Here is an 18,577-nt window from a genome sequence, read left to right on the forward strand (position 1 = left end):
CAGCTGCCTTTACCCGGATAGCCAAAAGCCTCCCCCGCAGGATGCAAGGGAGGCCGGTTGGTATAAATGTAAGTTAAGGCAGGGCAAATCTTACGCGCGGGAGATGTATTTACCTTCGCGGGTATCAATCAGAAGAACATCGTTTTCATTAATGAAAAGAGGAACCTGAACGTTCAATCCGGTTTCTACCTTAGCAAATTTAGTAGCGCCCTGAGCCGTGTTGCCCTTGATGCCCGGCTCTGTTTCTACAACCTTCAGCTCAACGCTGGTAGGCAGGTTGATTCCGAGAATTTCGCCCTGGTAGCTGACGATGTTCACCGTCATGTTTTCTTTAAGGAAATTAAGCTCCCATTCCAATTGCTTAGCAGACAATTCGAATTGATCATAAGTTTCGTTATCCATAAATACATGGTCTGCACCGCTGGCATACAGATATTGCACACCACGGTTCTCGATGATCGCACGGCCAATAGTTTCACCTGCACGGAATGTACGTTCTACTGTGTTGCCGTTGCGCAAATTCTTCAGTTTGGAGCGGACAAATGCCGCACCTTTACCTGGTTTAACGTGCTGGAAATCAAGTACAGTAAAGATGTCGCCTTCTACCTCTACGGTCAAGCCTGTTTTGAAATCGTTAACTGAAATCACAAAAAATCCCTCCTGGAATCAATAATTTACCTGTTCAAGCGATCCTTACAATACCGTATAATCTTTGGACGAATGTGTGAGAAGCGAAATACCGCTGTCTGTAATCACGATGTCGTCCTCAATGCGCACACCGCCGAGGCCTTCCAAATAAATGCCCGGCTCCACGGTTACTACCATACCCGGCTGCATAATTTCATCAGCAAGCTTGGACAACCGCGGCCATTCATGGACTTCCATGCCAAGGCCATGGCCTGTGCTGTGGCCGAAATATTCCCCATAACCATAACGGGTGATAATGTCACGCGCCAAAGCGTCGCACTCCCGTCCGGTCATACCCGGCTTGATGTTAGCCAGCGTGTGCAGCTGCGCTTCAAGTACAATATCATAGATTTCTTTCAGCTTGGGATCCGGAGTTCCCAGCGCAATGGTGCGGGTTACGTCCGAGCAGTAGCCGTCCAGCAGCGCACCGAAATCGAAGGTTACGAATTCGTTGTTCTGGATGACCTTGCTGCTTGCCACACCATGAGGCATTGCCGAACGTTCACCGGAAGCCACAATGGTGTCAAACGATGAAGAAGTAGCCCCATGGGTACGCATGTAGAATTCCATTTCCAGATCTACATCACGCTCGGTCATGCCGGGCTTGATCACATTCAGAATATGGCTGAATGTTGCATCTGCCAGATCCGCTGCCCGCTGCATGACGGCCAGCTCCTCCTTGTCCTTGAACATGCGCAGGTTCTCAACTGCTTTGGAGACTGGAACCAGTGCCGCCGGCTGCAGAGCCGCAGCATATGCGGTGTAAGCACTGAAGGTTACATCATCCTGTTCAAAGCCGACACGGACATTACCGCCCTGCGGCAGCAGCTCGCGTACAGTGTCAATGAATTTCGCACCATGCTGAACCACTTTAAGTCCGTTCACCTGCTCTGCAGCCTGTGTCATGTACCTAAAGTCGGTCAGCAGATAACTGTCATCACCGGTCACCAGTACATAACCGGAAGAGCCGGTAAATCCGCTCAAATAACGGCGGTTGATGCCGCTGGTTATTAACATCGCATCCAATCCTTGTTCCTGCAAAACCGTACGCAGCTTGGAGACGCGCTCGTTGCCCATTTTCATTCTCCTCTCGAAATAGCCACATTGTATTTTAACATAGGGTCATGCCCTTGAGAAGTTTTTTCGGGCCATTAAGCCAGGCTTGTCTGCTGCTCACGTTTCCGCTCATCCGTATACTCGATCGCCGCAGTATAGCCGATGAACAAACCCCAGAGTAAAAAGATACAAAATTCACTGATTACAGAGTTCCACGGAAGCCTGAACGGAGGCTGCATGAGAAATTGCCACGACCCGGCAAGAAAGATTGCGGACCAGCACAGAACACCGTAAATCATCCCCGGCCAGGGGCCCTTCAGCTTGCGGAAGATCAGCACATAAAAGAGTGATGCTGCTACCGAGAACACGATAAAAGACAGGTATCCGGCCAAATGTCCGGCTGCTGTCATCAGAAATTCATGTTTAAAGAAAGGCTCGGCCAAAAAACCCGGAAGAACCTTGGTAAAATGAAAGGCATACATCAGCCAGCGGATCCCTCCCCAGATTATTCCGGCAAAAAAGCCCAGTTCAACGGCAAAATAAAAAGGGTTCGTATGTTGCGATTTTTGCTTTCCTGCATTATTCATCTTACTGCCTCACTTTCAATATATGGATTGCTTTTCGGCCCCTCCGCTCTCTAAATGCTAGTATGCACAGGAAAAGGCAATCCAACTAGCAATGTGGGCATAAATTAGTTACAATGTATTATATAAATCATATTAATACATGGGAAGGTGAATTGGTTGTCCCAAGAAACTCCAAGTTACGGCGGCCAAGCCGTTATTGAAGGCGTCATGTTCGGCGGCAAGCATATCAACGTAACAGCCGTAAGAAGGAAAAATCAGGAAATCACATTTTTGGAGGTGCCGAGAAGCGATAAGAGCTGGGTCGTTAAACTGCGCAAGATTCCGCTGCTTCGCGGCATTGTCAGTATTATAGATTCCAGCGCCAAAGGCTCCAAACATCTGAATTACTCAGCGGAATCGTATGCCGAGGATGAAACAGAGCCGGAAGAGCTTGCCAAGCAGCAGAAAGAAAAAGAAAAGAAGAAGGATGAGGGCTGGAGCCTCGGCATGATTTTTGGCGTGGCGGTTATGGGTATTCTCTCCTTTCTCTTCGGCAAGGTAATATTTACGCTGGTGCCGGTATTCGTTGAAGATTTTTTATTCGGCAATGCATTTGATAACTATGTTCTGCACAACCTCGTAGAAGGTGCGATCAAGCTGGTTCTTCTGCTCGTTTATTTATGGGCAATCTCGCAGACCCCGGTGGTCAAGCGGTTGTTCCAGTATCACGGAGCCGAGCATAAGGTCATCAGTGCCTTTGAAGCCGGTGAGGAATTGACTGTTCAGAATGTACAGAAGTACAGCCGCCTGCATTACCGTTGTGGAAGCAGCTTTATGATGCTGACCATTGTGCTGGGTGTAATCATTTACTCCGTTGTCCCTTGGGATAACCTTACCCAGCGCGTACTGCAGCGGATTATTCTCCTTCCTGTCGTCATTGGCGTATCGTTTGAAGTGCTGAAGGGCACCAACGCTGTACGGGACATTCCGGGTCTCAAGTATTTAGGTTATCCTGGGCTGTGGCTGCAGCTGCTCACCACTAAGGAACCAAAGGATGATATGGTGGAAGTCTCCATCGCCTCGTTCAACCGGATGCGGGAGCTTGATGCCGCAATTGAAGCAGGGGAATATACAGAAGTGAGAGTGTCAGGCGGCATATTGGATCCTGCGAAAGGATGAGTGGCCTATGAGGCATGCTATAATTTTTTGGATTTCGGTATCGCTTGCGGTACTGGGTCTCGTTACAGGAATGTTGAGTGATGTTTTCGGAACGTTGTCGGTATTCCTTTTTCCTTTGGTATTACTCGGTCTGCTCTATTACGGGTACAAGATGACACCGGCTGGAAAAACACGGACTCCCGGCAGACCGCGCACAAAAGTAAAGCCTTCACAGAAAACCATGTCTAAAGTGGCCGGGGTACGCAAAGCCCAAACCGCACCCGGTAAACGCAAAAGCTATCCGTTCCAGGTTATCGAGGGCAGTAAGGGTAAAAGCGACGATCAGCTTCCAAAGTATCATTAACAGGTTCTTGCTGCTCAAGCAAAAACTGTAAGCACAAGTGGAAACGGCTTTGCCGTCCTCAAAAGGACGGTATCCGTTTCAGCGAGAAATAGAAGGATAATTTATAGCGTGAAACATATAAATTCTTATCTTTTCAAAAAGGCATCTCCACGTTGCATAACTGACGTGTGGGATGCCTTTTTTAATATAGTTGCTGGGGTGGGAAGATGGGGGCTCGGGGAGAGAGGGTTCCCTATTGAGACTCACTGGGTGAGCTTGTGAACGGGCGGCCTCCAGTTTTTGAAGAACTCCTCCCCCGCCTTATATCCCGCCGCGTACAGATCATCACCCTGCACCGGGGAAATATGAAAACTGGTTGTAGAAATCCCCAGTGTCGGAATTTTGACCGTCCGCACAAGTTTCTCTGTTTCGATATAACGTTCATCATGGGCCGACAGCATGGTCCCTACCAGTGCCTGCAGCATACTAAAGGGACCGGTGATCCGGTGAGGCTGGGGATCCGTCCTCCCGATCAGCTGATAGCCGACTGTAGGGATGTTGTGCCCCGGACTTATAAAACCTGCTTGTTTCTCATCGAACAGCCATAACGGAAAATTGCTGAGCAGTCCTCCGTCGACGAAATAAACGAATTGTTCAGTGAATGACTTCCCCCGGGCAGCCTGCCCGCTTAAACGCAGCATAACCGGGTCGAAAAAATAAGGAATGCTGCAGCTCATGCGGACTGCCTTGGCGACTTCAAACCCGCCTGGGGTTATGCCGTATTCCTCCAGTCCGTCCGGAAGGACAACAATTCGTCCGTTCGAGATATCTGAAGTAATGATGGACAGCTTCCCGCGCGGTAAATCGCTGAAGGTGACAATGCCTTTCTCCCGCAAAATGCCGCGGATCCAGGATTCCAGCGCCTCTCCCGAGTACAGGCCTTTTTTAATCATCACCCGCAGTGCAGGACCTATGTAAGCTGTATTGTACAACGCTCCCCGTTTCAAAAAAGAAGAAAAAGAAGTTCCTTTTATAATCCGGCTCATGGCTTCACCGTTATAACCTGCAGCCAGCATCGAGGCGATAATGGAACCCGAGGAGGTTCCGGCTACTTTACGGAAGGTGCGGCCCGCATGTTCCGTCGCCTCTACCGCTCCTGCGAGCGATATTCCCTTTACCCCACCGCCTTCAAACACAGCATTAATCTCCATACAGAGTTTACCCCCGTTCCATAGATCCTATTGCTTATCTATGAGCACGGGGGAAGTTTCATGACTTCTTATGATTGCAATTGCCGGTAATTCATCAGGATTTGAAATAGAACGTCAATAAGCTGGAGAGTCCGAACGGATCACGCACAACTATATCATTCGCACGGAACATAATGCTTCCGGCAACCTCATCGTACTGTTCGTTATATTTGAGCTGGTTGATGATTTGCTCTCCGCTCTGCCATTCGGCCTTCTGATCACTTGCTCCAACCTTATAAGCTGCCTGGCCAATGTACAGCTTCACTCCGGTACCCTTAACTTCATTTACCCACCAGTCTACCAGCTTGTCATAGCGGGCTGCGGAGAAGGATAAACTCCAGTAAATCTGCGGTGCAATATAATCGATCCAGCCATTTTTGATCCATGTCCGGGTATCTGCATACATGTTATCATAGGCCGATACGCCTGCCGTTGTGTCCGATCCGGTACTGTCGGCCTTCTTGTTGCGCCATACGCCAAACGGGCTTACACCGTAAGAAACATCAGATTTCGCGCTGTGAATCTCCCGGCCAAGCTGGCGAATAAATTCATTGATGTTGTCCCGCCGCCAATCCCCTTTACTAGAGATAGCCTTGGCGTTATATGTATTGAACGCCGCGTCATCGGCGAAAGAGCCGGAGGGATAAAAGTAGTCATCCAAATGCACACCATCAATGTCGTAGCCTTTGACAACCTCCATCACCGTGTCGATAATATGCTGGCGCGCCTCGGGAATCCCCGGATTAATGTACAGCTTGTTCTCTGCATTTACGATCCATTCCGGATGGGCCTTGGCTACATGATTGCTGGCAAGGCTTGAAGTGCTGGCATCCGTGGTTGCACGGAACGGGTTGAACCAGGCATGAAACTCCATGCCGCGTTCATGTGTACTGCTAACCATGTACTCCAGCGGATCATAACCGGGATTTTTCCCCTGCGTTCCCGTTAACACCTTGGACCAGGGAACAAGCACCGAAGGATACAGGCTGTCCCCTGACGGTCTGACCTGGACAAATACGGCGTTATAGCCAGTGGCCTGCAGCTTGTCCAGCATCGTGCTGAACTCTTTCTTCTGTTTGTCGGCATTGTTCGCCGAAGAAGTCGACGGCCAATCCAGATTAAATACGGTGGAGATCCAGGCACCTTTCATCGCCTTGCCTGTTTTTGCTCCCGGAATGGACGGGATTTCAGGAACGGTTGGCTTCGGCACCGTTGGCGTTGGCACGGTAGGTGTTGGCACCTCAGGCGTTGCCGGTGTAGTTGGAACCGAAGGGGTCCCAGGACTGATAATTTCGGTATTCGAGTACAGGGCGATATTATTTGCTGCCTTATTCCAGGCCACCTGTAGCCCAAGCTGTTCGCCTACAAAACGAAGCGGCACCATCACCCGGCCCTGCCGGCTCTGAACCGATGTTTCAAGGCTGATAGAAGCTCCGTCCACGAGGGCCGTTGTGCTGCCGCTGGTCAGCTTCAGCACGGTGTTCCCTTTGCTGATCGTGGCCGTCTTGCTGCTCTGGTTCCAATCCACTATCGCGCCAAGTCCCCTGCTGACTACAGCCACAGGCACTAGCGTTACATTGGAAGCGGTAATGTACGGCGGCACATCACTGCTCAATGTTTCCCCATCCAGCTCAATCGTAATCGGCACCGCTGCCGCACGGACACCGGGTAACCCTACAGACAGGCACAAGACAAAAACCAGCAATCCTACAATCCATTTACGGTAATTCATAATTCCTCCCAGGTTTACATTCTGAAATGTGTATAAACAAAAAGAAACGGCCCTCTCGTCCTTAAATAAGGGAGACGGCCGTTTGCTTTGGAAACGGGGTCATAGAAAAAAAGAACGTTACCCGTTTTGACGTAAAAAAACTGGAAAAGTTGCGCAAAGCAAGAAAAATCTGCTTCGTTTAAGAATCGCTGACCAGCTCATGGTGAATATCGTATAAGGTCTGGAGACGTGCTTCATCGCGCCGGAAATATTCCACCAGCGTTTCAATCCGCGTGATAGAATCCCAGCTCAAATGATGTTCGATGCCTTCCACATCCTTATAAATATGCTCCTGCTGTACTCCGATCAGGCCAAGAAACTCCTCCAGCAGCTGATGACGGTCAACGAGACGTTTTCCTACTTTTTTACCTTTGCTCGTTAGGACAAGCCCACGATATTTCTCATAGATGAGATAGTCGTCCTTATCCAGTTTTTGGATCATCTTGGTTACAGAGGAGGGGTGTACTTCCAGTCCCTCGGCAATATCCGAAACCCGCGCATATCCTTTCTCGTCGATGAGCTTGTATATGCGCTCCAAATAATCCTCCATGCTGGGTGTTGGCATTCAAGTTTACCTCTTTTCTATAATGAGCGTGGCGCGGGGGCCAACCTTGCTCTAACAATGATACATGTTTCTGCCGCTCTTTGGCAAGTCCTCCGGCCCCTTGTTGCCCTGCATAGCGATGTTTACCATGATTTTATTCCGCCCTTAACCGGCACAATAACGATATCCTCATCCCTAAGGAGCGTGAACCCATGACTGTAGTAACGCCCGAACGTCCCTCGGCCAAAAGACAGAAAAAGCCGACCGGTCTTTTCATTCCAGAGCTGGTTTTTTTCGAGCCGGATTCGCTTAATTATCCCAAAGGAGTACAGATTATGGAATGGGTCAAAGCCCAGAACATCCCCTACCGCATGACGACCTCGCATAACCGTATTACGAACCTGCCCGGCGAAACCGAGGTTGAGCAATACAAAATCGCCAAAAGAACACTGGTGGTCGGCCTGCGCAAAACGTTAACCTTTGACCAGTCCAAGCCGTCTGCGGATTATGCGATTCCGATTGCCACCGGCTGTATGGGACATTGCCATTATTGTTATTTGCAAACCACGCTGGGGGCCAAGCCCTATATCCGTGTCTATGTGAATACCGGGGACGTCATCGAAGCCGCTAAAAAATATCTCCAAGAGCGCGCTCCGGAAATCACTACCTTTGAAGCCGCCTGTACTTCCGATCCGCTCGGGTTGGAGCATATTACCGGCTCCCTGACGGAGCTGATCAACTTCATGGCCGCAGAGCCGCTCGGGCGGCTGCGTTTTGTAACCAAATACCAGCATGTTGAGCCGCTGCTTCAACTGAAGCATAACGGCCATACACGAATCCGTTTCAGTGTGAATGCCGACTATGTCATCAAGAACTTCGAGCCGGCTACTTCGCGGTTTGAGGAGCGGATTGAGGCTGCGGGAAAAGTAGCCCGGGCCGGATATCCGCTGGGCTTTATCATCGCACCGATTATCTGGCATGACGGCTGGGAAGAAGGCTATGCGGAACTGCTGGAGAAACTGGCCAAAACCCTTCCGCCGGATGTGGGCAAAGGATTGACTTTTGAGATGATTCAGCACCGTTTCACCAAAACGGCCAAAACCGTGATCGAGAAACGTTACCCCAAATCAAAGCTGGAGATGGATATCGAAAAGCGCAAAAAGAAATGGGGCCGCTGGGGCCAAAATAAATATGTGTACCCCGATGAACAACAAACCGCCCTGCGGGAGTTCATCACAGAGCGGATTTTTGAACATTTCCCGGAAGCGGGAATTGATTATTTTACCTAAGCTAGAAGATCAGCCAGTCCGGCGTGACTCCCTGCAGCCAGATCGTTATCCGGAACATTTGATCTGTAAACAGCAAAACCCCCATTAAGACCATTAGTGCGCCACCGATCTTCATCAGCACATTGGAATATTTCAGGATTTTTCTCGCCCCGCCCAGGAAGAAGGCCAGTGCGAAAAACGGCAAGGCGAAGCCGATACTGTATGCGGTAATCATCGTAAACCAAGTTCCCGGATCACTGGCAGACAGCGCGATGATTGCCGTCAGAATCGGCCCGATGCAAGGTGACCAGCCCGCGGAAAAGCCGATGCCAAAAATAAAGGAGCCGGCGTAACCCGCCGGTTTCCATTTCAAATCAAGCTTGCGTTCCCGCAGCAGAAACTGTGGCTGAAAAATCCCCAGCAGGAACAGTCCCATCACAATGATTAGGATAGCCGACAATTGGCGGATCAGATCACGCTGCCCGTTGAAAAATTGCCCGAACAGCCCGGCCCCAAAGCCGAGCGTATAAAAGACTACTGAAAACCCCAGGATAAAAGCCAGCGTATGCGACAGGGTGCGGAAACGTACCTCTTTGCTGTTACTGCCACTCTTTAGCTGCTGCACGGACAACCCGGTAATATAAGATAAGTACGAAGGATAAAGCGGCAGACAGCAAGGTGATATAAACGACGCCACACCAGCGGCAAAAGCAATTCCTGCATTCAGGTTCGACAAAGCGGCAGCTCTCCTTCCGGGTTCAGGGTCACTTTGCTAGTTACATTCTTAAGAGGGTAATCCTTTTTTGCCGATCAGTGTAAGGGTCAGCAGGGCAATAAGCAGTAGAACGATTGTTGCCCCAGGCGCCAGATTCCAGACCCCCGCAACTACCAGACCTCCCACAACAGCAATCTCGGCAATGATAACCGACAGTACAACCGAAGACTTAAAGCTGCGTGACAGCAGCAGACTAATCGCCACCGGAATCGTCAGCAGCGCAGACACGAGCAGCGAACCGACAATCTTAATGGCCGTACTGATCACAAGCGCCGTAAGCACCGTAATGAGCATGTTGAGCAGCTTCACGGGCAGGCCGCTGACACTCGCCGCATCCTCCTCAAAGCTGAGCAGAAAAAACTCCTTGAAAAACAGCGTCACGACTACAACTACGGCAATCGTCACGATACCCACTACAATCAGATCGGTATTATTGAGCGTATAGATACTCCCGAACAGATAGCTCATCACATCCGCATTATACCCTTTGCCTAAGGTGAAAAAGAGTGAAGCCAGCGCTACCCCACCTGACATAATAATTGCGATGGACAGCTCAGCGTAGCTCTTGTACGCCTTGCGCAGCTTTTCGATGGCAAAGGAGGCCACCACCGCAAAAATCAGACCTGCCCCCAGCGGATAAAACCCGGTCAGGAAGCCCAGCGCCACACCTGCGATGGTCACATGGGCCAACGTGTCTCCGATCATCGACAATCGTCTGAGCACAAGAAAAACGCCTATAAGCGGCGCGGTAATGCCGATCATCAGCCCGCCCGCAAGCGCCCGCTGAAAAAAGTCACTGAATAGAATTTCCAAGATATATTCTCCTCTGAATTTCGATAGATCTATTTTTAGAAGCTTCAAACCAAATTTCAAACAATTACGACCCCTCCCAAACCCTCCCTTCCAAGGGAGGGCCCCAAGGGCTCTGCCCTCTGGACACCCGCTTAAGTGCAGCTGGCGTGGGAGAAGTGTATTGCGGTATCTGGTGATTGCGGAGGAATGAACGCTTTTCCTCCCTTACGGGACACGCTTTACCGGTGCGGGATCTGGGTACGGAATAAAGGCTAAGGTCAAAAGCCTGGTCATCATTGTACAATGGATGACCAACGGTAAACCTGCTTGTTTCAGCGGAGAAGAGCAACCTACTGCAGATGATACAATAGATTGCTCACTTTTGGCGCTGATATGGAATTCTGTTGCATTTAGTTGCTGGTTGAGTTGCTGATGCAACAGACTGATGGTTAACGGTACGGTATCCGGCATATTGTATTTACTGCAGCTATTTAGTATGTCAGCGACTGGTATGAAGTATTAAGTGTATTTGTGTGCAGCCCCGGATCAGGTAAGTGTATGCTGCAGGTTCTCCACGGCGCAATCCTGAACGTCATGAGAGTGGCGGCAGTAGAAATTGATTTTGCCGTTTTTCTGAACCGGCTCCTGCCCCAGATAATTTTTGATCATGTCGATGTCATGCGACACCATCAGGAAAGTCATATGATGATGGGCATGCATATGCAGAATGAGGTCGAAAAACCCGGCTTGCGTTTCGGCATCAATCCCCACGGTAGGTTCGTCCAAAATGAGCAAATCCGGATGATTGATCAGCGCACGGGCCAGGAATACACGCTGCTGTTGACCGCCGGACAGCTGACCAACTCTTTTCTCAGCAATATCCTGAATCCGCATTACCTCAAGGGCGTCCTCACACTGGCGCTGCTGCGCTTTGGACACTCTGCGGATCAGATTCTTATTGTTGTACAAGCCGGACAGCACGACTTCACGGACCGTTGCCGGGAACAAGGGGTTGAAAGCATTTTTTTGCGGGACATAGCCTATGCGCTCCCAATCCTTAAACTTGCGGACAGACTGGCCAAATAATTTAATATCTCCGCTGGTTGCGGGCAGGAGCCCGACGATCATCTTCAGCAAGGTTGTTTTGCCGGCGCCGTTGGAACCGATAATTCCCAGGAAGTCCCGTTCCTTCACGGTGTAATTCAGATTGGAAATCACCTTCTGCTCTCCGTAAGAGAAGGAAAGATCCTGTATCTCGATCATATGCTGATGGCAGTCCAAGGATACCGATTGCATTGTGAAGTACCGCCTTTCACTTATACTTTCCTTACTATTGTAAAGCCAGAATTAGATTTTGCAAATTTTTCTCCATTAATGTGAAATAGTTGTCTCCATTCTTGTCCTGTTCGGTGGTAAGTCCCTCAACCGGATTTAGCACCATCGTCTCCACACCGGCTTCACCAGCCAAGGTTTTGGCCAGCTTGTCAGAAACCAGTTCCTCGAAGAAGATATAACGGATGCCTTCCTCTTTTACCAAAGCCGCCAGATCCAGCAAATCCTGCCCGCGTGGTTCCGCATCCGGGGACAAGCCCATGATGGCATGTTGTTTCAAACCATAATCACGCGCGAGATAAGCAAACGCCTGGTGGGACACGACGATTTCTTTATTCGGCAGCTTGGCAAGCTCTGTCGTAAACTTGCTATCCAGCGCCTGCAAGCGCTCTGTAAGTTTGTTATAACGTTCCTCATAACCAGATTTATGCTCAGGATCGACGGACTGGAGGCTCTCTTTAATGTTCTCAGCCATCACAAGCGCGGATTTTGGACTTACCCAGGTATGGGGATCCGTATGCAGGCTGTCGGTGCCTGTTTCTTCGGAATGCTCTTCATCCGCATGTCCCTCACCTTCATGCGCATGTTCCTCGCCTCCATGATCATGCCCGTCTTCTTCATCCGTCATAATATAATTGACGCCTTTGCTGACTTCAACAGCCTTGGCTTTACTGTCGCTGTTGAGGCTTTTAAGGAAGTTCGGCACCCAGCCTTCAAGTCCGGCACCATTGTACAGAAACAGCTGGGCTTTGGAAGTATTGATGATATCCTGGCTGCGCGGGGTCCAATCATGAGGCTCCACACCGACCGGAAGCAGATTAATGACATTGGCATCTTCCCCGCCAATTTCTTTGGCAAATTCATATATAGGATAAAAAGTAGTGACTACATTCACTTTACCCTCAACGATACTCCCGCTGCTCTTGGGACCGCAGGCCGCAAGCGTTAGGATTACCAGCAGAGCATGCACCAGCAGCAGCCCTCTGTGTGGTTTTGTTAAAGACATAATTGCTATCGACTCCTTAAATCGTAAATTTTACTATGAGAATTATAATAGTAATGGTTACGATAAGTCAACTCTCATGTTCTCCCGGACGTTCTGCTGCCAGAGTCAAATACAGCTTCAAAGCTTCATGTATCCCATGTATCCATCACAAAAAGGAACGCCCGCAGCCATTGCTGGCGTGCATGCGTTCCCTTGCAGACGTTCGGCGGGTCAGTTGAATTTGCCCATTTAGACCCGTTATTTGTTCTGGTTGCCTGCTTACTTCACAATTGCGCCGTTCGGCATGCTGTCCGGTACGGTTGCGATCGTCAGCTTGTCGCCTTTGGAGGCGGCCAGGATCATGCCTTGCGACAGCTCGCCGCGCAGCTTCACCGGCTTCAGGTTGACGATGCAGATTACCTTTTGTCCCACCAGCTCTTCTGGAGTGTAGAACTTGGCAATCCCGGACACCACCTGACGCTGCTCATAACCGAGATCAAGCTGCAGCTTCAACAGCTTGTCTGCCTTCTTCACCGGCTCAGCGGCGATGACCTGGGCCACGCGCAGCTCGGCTTTGGCAAAATCGTCGATGCTGATTTCTTCCTTATGCTCTTCCTCCGGCTCAGCTGCTGCGCCGCTTTCAGCGCCTGCAGGTGCAGGCTCCGCTTCTAGTGCCGCCGGTTTGCCGGCACCCATCGCCTCGGCGATGTAGGCAACCTCTACAGCAACATCGAGGCGCGGGAAGATTGGATCGCCTTTGGCCAGCTTCGTTCCGGCTGGAATGAGGCCGAAGGTTTTGCCGCTGTCCCAGGCTGTCAGCTCACCCGGCTGAATGCCGAGCTGCTCCCAGATTTTCGCCGGTGCGCTGGTCAGGAACGGCTGCAGTAGAATCGAAGCGGTGCGTAGGCCCTCCACAAGATGTCTCATGACGGAAGCCAGCTCGCCGGTTCTGCTCTCATCCTTCGCGAGCACCCAAGGCTGGGTCTCATCAATGTATTTATTCGTACGGCTGATGAATGCCCCGATCGCGGTAAGGGCCACGGAGAATTCCATTTTTTCCATCGCTTCTTCAACTTTGGCATAGGTGCTGCCCGCAGCCGCTTCAAGCTCGCCGTCGAACGCCGTTACCTTGCCTTCGTAAGCCGGAAGTTCACCGCCAAAATATTTCTCAACCATCGCCCCGGTCCGGTTCAGCAGATTGCCAAGGTCATTGGCCAGATCATAGTTGATCCGGTCTACAAAGCTTTCAGGCGTAAAGGTGCCATCCGAGCCAAATGCCACTTCACGCAGCAGATAGTAACGCAGCGCGTCCAATCCGTAGCGGTCGATCAGCGTAACCGGATCCACGACATTACCCTTGGATTTAGACATTTTGCCGTCTTTCATCAGCAGCCAGCCGTGTGCGAACACTTTCTTCGGAAGCGGCTCGCCCAGCGCCATCAGGATGATCGGCCAGTAGATCGTATGGAAACGCACAATTTCCTTACCGACAATATGCACATTCGCAGGCCAGAACTTGTCATACAAGCTGCGGTCCTCGGAACCATAGCCAAGGGCTGTGATATAGTTCGTCAATGCATCAATCCATACATACACGACATGCTTCTCGTCGCCCTTGACCTTAACGCCCCAATCAAAGGTCGTACGGGAGACCGCGAGGTCCTCCAGCCCGGGTTTGATGAAATTGTTGATCATTTCGTTCTTGCGTGATTCCGGCAGGATAAACTCCGGGTTCTCTTCATAATACTTCAGCAGACGGTCAGCATACTTGCTCATGCGGAAGAAATAGCTTGCTTCCTTGACCAATTCGACAGGGTGGCCGCTGTCCGGGCTTTTACCGCCGGTGATGGCACCGTTCGCGTCCCGCTCGATATCCACCAGCTGAGTTTCGGTGTAAAAGGTTTCATCTGGAATACTGTACCAGCCTTCATACTCACCTTTGTAGATGTCGCCCTGCTTCAGCAGGCGGTCAAAGATATCCTGTACCACTTTCTTGTGCCGTTCCTCCGTCGTGCGGATGAAGTCATCGTTGGAAATATCCAGCTTGCGCCACAGATCCTTAATGCCGACGACAATATCGTCAACGAACTGCTGTGGGGTCTTGCCAGCTTCAGCAGCCTTTCGTTCAATCTTCTGCCCATGCTCATCCGTACCGGTAAGATAACGGACCTCATAGCCACGCAGGCGCTTGTAGCGGGCCATAGCATCTCCAGCTACCGTAGAGTAAGCATGCCCGATATGCAGCTTGTCACTCGGATAATAAATCGGTGTAGTCAGGTAAAAAGTTTTCTTATCGCTCATTTCATGTCATCCTTTCGTCTTGGCAAACACAATAAACACAAAAAACTCCCGCCCCTTTATGGGGCGAGAGTATACTCACGCGATACCACCCAAAGTTCCCTGGTTCTTCACAGAACACAGGCTTCGCCAGTTCCCTTCCGGAACTGTCCATTAACGCTGGAACACGCTGCTATCTTACTTAAGCCGCGACAATCGGCTCCAGCTCGAACACAGTTCCTCCCGGACCATATTCAATCTGCGTACCATACCGGCTCCCAGCTGTTCTTCCCGGCTCTCTGTAATGGTCGTCCCGATCTACTCATCCGTTCCTCGGAAATTAATGTTATTATCCAAAATATACCCAAAATGCAGGCGTCATGTCAAGTCGTGGGAGCTGCTTCGTCCCCGGCAGAGTGTTCTTTGCACGGCGGTACCGGGTCCAGTCCCCCGGGATGGAAGGGATGGCATTTGCCAATTCGCTTCGCGGCAAGCCACGAACCCTTGAGCGGGCCATGGATTTCGATTGCTTCCAGCGCGTAGGCTGAGCAAGTCGGATAAAAGCGGCAGGTCGCCGGTTTAAGCGGCGAAATAAATTTGCGGTACACGCGGATTGGGGCCTGGATCGTTCTGCGTATAATAGGCATAATCAGTGCCCTTCTTTGCCGTGCGCTGCAAGTCCCGTCTCTTCTTCACGGTTCTGTTCACAATCCTTGCAGTAACCGAACACCTCAAATTTATGCTTGACCACCCGGAACTGATCCGGAGTATCCGTTAAATTCATCGGGCAGAATTGAATCGGGTAAGTCTTCATGCATTGAAGGCAAATCATATGGTGATGGTGGTGATCCTGATTGCAGCTGCCTTTGAACTTGACGCCATCCTCAAAGACCACCTGCTCCAGCACACCCAGCTCCTCCATGACACGCAGGTTGCGGTAAACTGTATCAAAGCTGAGCCCGCTGTACTTGCGGCCCATATGCTCATAAACATCCTTCGCCGACAAATATCCCGTATTCTCGCCGAATAACCTGGCAAGCGTTTTGCGCTGATCGGTGATTCGCAGTCCCTGCCCCGACATGGCTTCCAGTATTTGTTCTGTCGACAGCATTCGCTCATCTCCCATAACAAAGGTCATTTGTATTGCACTCTCTTTATAATGCCCCAAAACAAATGCCCCGTCAATGAAACGTGCCACCCAAGACTTGCTTGCTGGAAGACTTCAGATCCAATGACCCTATATTTGACACAAAAAAAGCTACCCTTCCTTGATGGAAGCGGCAGCCTTTTTTTGTGGATTGGAATGTCCGTTGCCGGACAATCCAGTATTACTTAAGTACTTCACTGTTTATTTCTTCGGAGGAAGTGGTGTGAACAGGAAGTTGACCGACAGGTTACTGCCGGAAGCCGGAGTAAACAGGATCTCTACTGGACCTTCATAATCACCGGTCCGGTACACAACGCTGTTCAAATCGGAACTACCCAGACTTTTCTCGTTTGGCACCTGTACGACTTGATTGCCGTTAACAAGAACGGTGCCCATATAGTTTCCTCCACGCGGGTTAAAGGTAATCAGCGTATTGGCCGCTACCCGCTCCAGCCTGATTTTGTACAGTACACCGAAGTTCCCCAGATTGGTTTCCTGGAGGCCTGTCAGGGCATCGAGGCCGAGCAAGTTCGGATCATTGTTATTATCGCCGATCACGAGTCTGGCTGGAGAGGTTCCCACCAAATCCGAAACGTTAATGAGACGAGTAGAATCCGGATAGGTACCACGATTATGCACTCCGTCACGCGGCAAGATAGGCGTCAAAGGCAGTGAAGAAATCGGCTCTTTATTCGCATCAATCATCATTACGGAATAGGTAACTGCTAAATCACTATACATATCAGCTTGCATCGAGACGTTATCATTTGGCTTCATGGCTATAGTGTTCAGTTCCGTAAGAATCGATACGCTTTGTCCTGGCTGGATTACCGTTTGCTTGTACGAGCTCCCGTTCAGCATCGACTCCCAGTACCGTGTTACAGATTTCTGTCCGGTAAGCTCTGCAAATGAGCTAGGGCCACCAAATCCAGAATATTGGGTTGTAATTGTCGCAGGATACATATTGTCATTTGTGGCAATCACATATACCTTGGTGTTGATCGACAAATTATTCTTATGGTGAATCAGGAAACGTGTTGCACCTGTAGCCGTTTCACGGTACAGAACACCCTCGCTGAACACAGTTTCCGGGCTGTTGCTGCGGATCAGGGTAAACGGCTCGGAAGACGTGGCGTAATTTAGATTCGGCCAAGTAGGGACCGGGGTGCCGTCAAATTTGAATGCTGTACCAGGTACCGCGAACAGGCGGTTAAAATCCTCTTCATTATACAGCTGTTCTTCCGTAATAATAATTGTTTTCTCAAACGTATTGACGGCTCCATGGGAATCCGTAGCAGTCAGGCTGATGACTTTTGGACCGGGTGTAAAGAACGCCTGGGCTTTATTGGTCCATGTTACTGTAATCGTGTCGCCGTCTGGATCACTGCTGTTATCCGTATAAGTGATCGGTTCACCCATTTTGTACTGTTCCTTGTCGGTGACGAAATTTGCCACCGGCGCTTCATTCGGCTTCAGAACATTGATGGTCGCAGTGTACGGATCACTCGTGCGTCCATTGGCATCCACAACGGAATAAGTAACGGTATAAATACCGGGTTCATCATAATAGTCCCGCTTGTCTCCACTCCATATATCACTAACGATAGGTGTATTATTCGGTGAACTGCTGGAGGTCACAAAGTTGACCATGGTTTGACCGGCATAAATTTCAGTAGGTTGAACGGTAAAAGAAGCCTTAGGCTTTGTGGAAAGCGTAAGAATTACACGTTTCCCAGCAGTATCCAATACATAATTTAATTTCAGTGCCGATGTAATCGAGGTCAAAGGAATCATAAACGTTCCTTTGTACTGGTAGGTTGCACCCTTCATTGTAGACTTCTTGCCATTGACTGTATAGGTTTTGCTGTTCAGCTTAAAGCGCATTACATCGCTGCCTTTTGTAACTACGGTTTCCTTGGCCTTGGAATCATAAGTAACCTGCAGTCCTACACGTTCCACCATCGCCCGGATAGAGACGTAGGACACGCCGTTCTTGACTGCCATCGGCTGATTGGCCAAATATAACACACCGTTTACGTACATTTTGTTGCTGTTCAACATCAGCACAAGCTGGTCATCGCCTGTAGCTGATAGCATTTGCGGATCCATACCGTTCGTCTGCATGTACGTTTGACCGGTAACCGTTGCAGGCGGCAACGGTGTTGCCGTAGGCTCTGCAGACGGAGTCGGTGATGCTGTACCGTCCAACAATCCGCCTGACGACGGGTCAGTAGATAGGGGTACAGATGATGCAGACGGTGTTGGTGTCGCCTCTGCGGTACTCACGTTACTCGGTGAAGTGGTGCTGACGGGTGCGGCAAAAGCCGGTACTGCTGCGGCAACCTGTGCAATGGCCAAAACAGCAGCTAATGATAATTTCTTAAAATTCATGATATGACTCCTTCTACTCCCAGTTGTAGTATATAAGGCCTGCAGTTCTCTCTCTGTAATCCTTATATTCCCCGCAAAACGCATGATGCCCCCAAAGGGACAAGCAGGCAAAATTTTGCCACATGCTTTTTACAAAACATAGTATTAGACGCAGTAAGCCCTTAAAAGTTTCATTAAATGTAAAGAAAGATCAAAATCCATTTTTAACCTGTGAGAAATTACAAACAAAAAAGAC

At 50.0% G+C, this 18,577-nt stretch carries 17 protein-coding genes; 3 read left to right on the top strand and 14 right to left on the bottom strand.

Features of this window, described 5'->3' with window-relative positions; all coding sequences use genetic code 11:
* Positions 1-90: 90 nt before the first annotated feature.
* From efp to NST99_RS23520, 3 genes are all read right to left on the bottom strand, one after another.
* Positions 91-648, bottom strand: coding sequence for an elongation factor P (efp, locus tag NST99_RS23510; protein ID WP_076108880.1), 558 nt, complete (start codon positions 646-648; stop codon positions 91-93).
* 45 nt (positions 649-693) lie between these two features.
* Positions 694-1,764 carry a M24 family metallopeptidase gene (locus NST99_RS23515; RefSeq protein ID WP_341094791.1) on the bottom strand — a complete coding sequence of 357 codons (1,071 nt, stop codon included), beginning with the start codon at positions 1,762-1,764 and terminating at the stop codon, positions 694-696.
* 74 nt (positions 1,765-1,838) lie between these two features.
* The gene (locus NST99_RS23520) at positions 1,839-2,330 is read right to left on the bottom strand and encodes a YqhR family membrane protein (protein WP_341094793.1); all 492 of its coding nucleotides are present in this window, start codon (positions 2,328-2,330) and stop codon (positions 1,839-1,841) included.
* Positions 2,331-2,537: 207 nt separating this feature from the next.
* Here NST99_RS23520 and NST99_RS23525 point away from each other — a divergent pair, with 207 nt between their 5' ends.
* Positions 2,538-3,488 carry a DUF1385 domain-containing protein gene (locus NST99_RS23525; protein WP_445745042.1) on the top strand — a complete coding sequence of 317 codons (951 nt, stop codon included), beginning with the start codon at positions 2,538-2,540 and terminating at the stop codon, positions 3,486-3,488.
* A 7-nt stretch (positions 3,489-3,495) separates the two neighbouring features.
* A complete protein-coding gene (locus NST99_RS23530) occupies positions 3,496-3,831 on the top strand; it encodes a hypothetical protein (protein ID WP_341094797.1) in 336 nt (111 codons plus the stop codon).
* Between the two features lie 242 nt (positions 3,832-4,073).
* Here the strand turns inward: NST99_RS23530 and NST99_RS23535 are convergent, their stop codons facing one another.
* The 3 genes from NST99_RS23535 to mntR form a co-directional block, all read right to left on the bottom strand.
* Positions 4,074-5,021 (bottom strand): patatin-like phospholipase family protein, encoded by a 948-nt coding sequence (locus NST99_RS23535; RefSeq protein WP_341094799.1) that lies wholly within the window; start codon positions 5,019-5,021, stop codon positions 4,074-4,076.
* Between the two features lie 94 nt (positions 5,022-5,115).
* A complete protein-coding gene (locus tag NST99_RS23540) occupies positions 5,116-6,792 on the bottom strand; it encodes a family 10 glycosylhydrolase (RefSeq protein WP_341094801.1) in 1,677 nt (558 codons plus the stop codon).
* Between the two features lie 178 nt (positions 6,793-6,970).
* The gene (mntR, locus tag NST99_RS23545; RefSeq protein ID WP_038594947.1) at positions 6,971-7,396 is read right to left on the bottom strand and encodes a transcriptional regulator MntR; all 426 of its coding nucleotides are present in this window, start codon (positions 7,394-7,396) and stop codon (positions 6,971-6,973) included.
* Between the two features lie 191 nt (positions 7,397-7,587).
* Here mntR and splB point away from each other — a divergent pair, with 191 nt between their 5' ends.
* Complete coding sequence (splB, locus tag NST99_RS23550) at positions 7,588-8,664, top strand: spore photoproduct lyase (protein WP_341094802.1); 1,077 nt, start codon at positions 7,588-7,590, stop codon at positions 8,662-8,664.
* A 1-nt stretch (position 8,665) separates the two neighbouring features.
* On the opposite strand, the gene NST99_RS23555 is transcribed toward splB, so the two are convergent.
* The 8 genes from NST99_RS23555 to NST99_RS23590 form a co-directional block, all read right to left on the bottom strand.
* Positions 8,666-9,379 carry a cytochrome c biogenesis CcdA family protein gene (locus NST99_RS23555; RefSeq protein ID WP_038594949.1) on the bottom strand — a complete coding sequence of 238 codons (714 nt, stop codon included), beginning with the start codon at positions 9,377-9,379 and terminating at the stop codon, positions 8,666-8,668.
* 48 nt (positions 9,380-9,427) lie between these two features.
* Positions 9,428-10,231 carry a metal ABC transporter permease gene (locus NST99_RS23560; protein WP_341094803.1) on the bottom strand — a complete coding sequence of 268 codons (804 nt, stop codon included), beginning with the start codon at positions 10,229-10,231 and terminating at the stop codon, positions 9,428-9,430.
* Positions 10,232-10,756: 525 nt separating this feature from the next.
* On the bottom strand, positions 10,757-11,506 hold the full coding sequence (locus NST99_RS23565; RefSeq protein WP_341094804.1) for a metal ABC transporter ATP-binding protein: 750 nt from the start codon (positions 11,504-11,506) through the stop codon (positions 10,757-10,759).
* A 34-nt stretch (positions 11,507-11,540) separates the two neighbouring features.
* On the bottom strand, positions 11,541-12,548 hold the full coding sequence (locus tag NST99_RS23570; protein ID WP_341094805.1) for a metal ABC transporter solute-binding protein, Zn/Mn family: 1,008 nt from the start codon (positions 12,546-12,548) through the stop codon (positions 11,541-11,543).
* 258 nt (positions 12,549-12,806) lie between these two features.
* Positions 12,807-14,828, bottom strand: coding sequence for a methionine--tRNA ligase (metG, locus tag NST99_RS23575; RefSeq protein WP_341094807.1), 2,022 nt, complete (start codon positions 14,826-14,828; stop codon positions 12,807-12,809).
* 359 nt (positions 14,829-15,187) lie between these two features.
* The gene (gene yidD / locus NST99_RS23580; protein WP_341094810.1) at positions 15,188-15,451 is read right to left on the bottom strand and encodes a membrane protein insertion efficiency factor YidD; all 264 of its coding nucleotides are present in this window, start codon (positions 15,449-15,451) and stop codon (positions 15,188-15,190) included.
* A gap of 2 nt (positions 15,452-15,453) precedes the next feature.
* Positions 15,454-15,915 carry a Fur family transcriptional regulator gene (locus tag NST99_RS23585; RefSeq protein ID WP_341097733.1) on the bottom strand — a complete coding sequence of 154 codons (462 nt, stop codon included), beginning with the start codon at positions 15,913-15,915 and terminating at the stop codon, positions 15,454-15,456.
* Positions 15,916-16,152: 237 nt separating this feature from the next.
* Positions 16,153-18,342, bottom strand: coding sequence for a copper amine oxidase N-terminal domain-containing protein (locus NST99_RS23590; RefSeq protein ID WP_341094812.1), 2,190 nt, complete (start codon positions 18,340-18,342; stop codon positions 16,153-16,155).
* Positions 18,343-18,577 lie beyond the last annotated feature (235 nt).

This window comes from Paenibacillus sp. FSL L8-0470, assembly GCF_038008625.1.
Lineage (GTDB): Bacteria > Bacillota > Bacilli > Paenibacillales > Paenibacillaceae > Paenibacillus_AQ.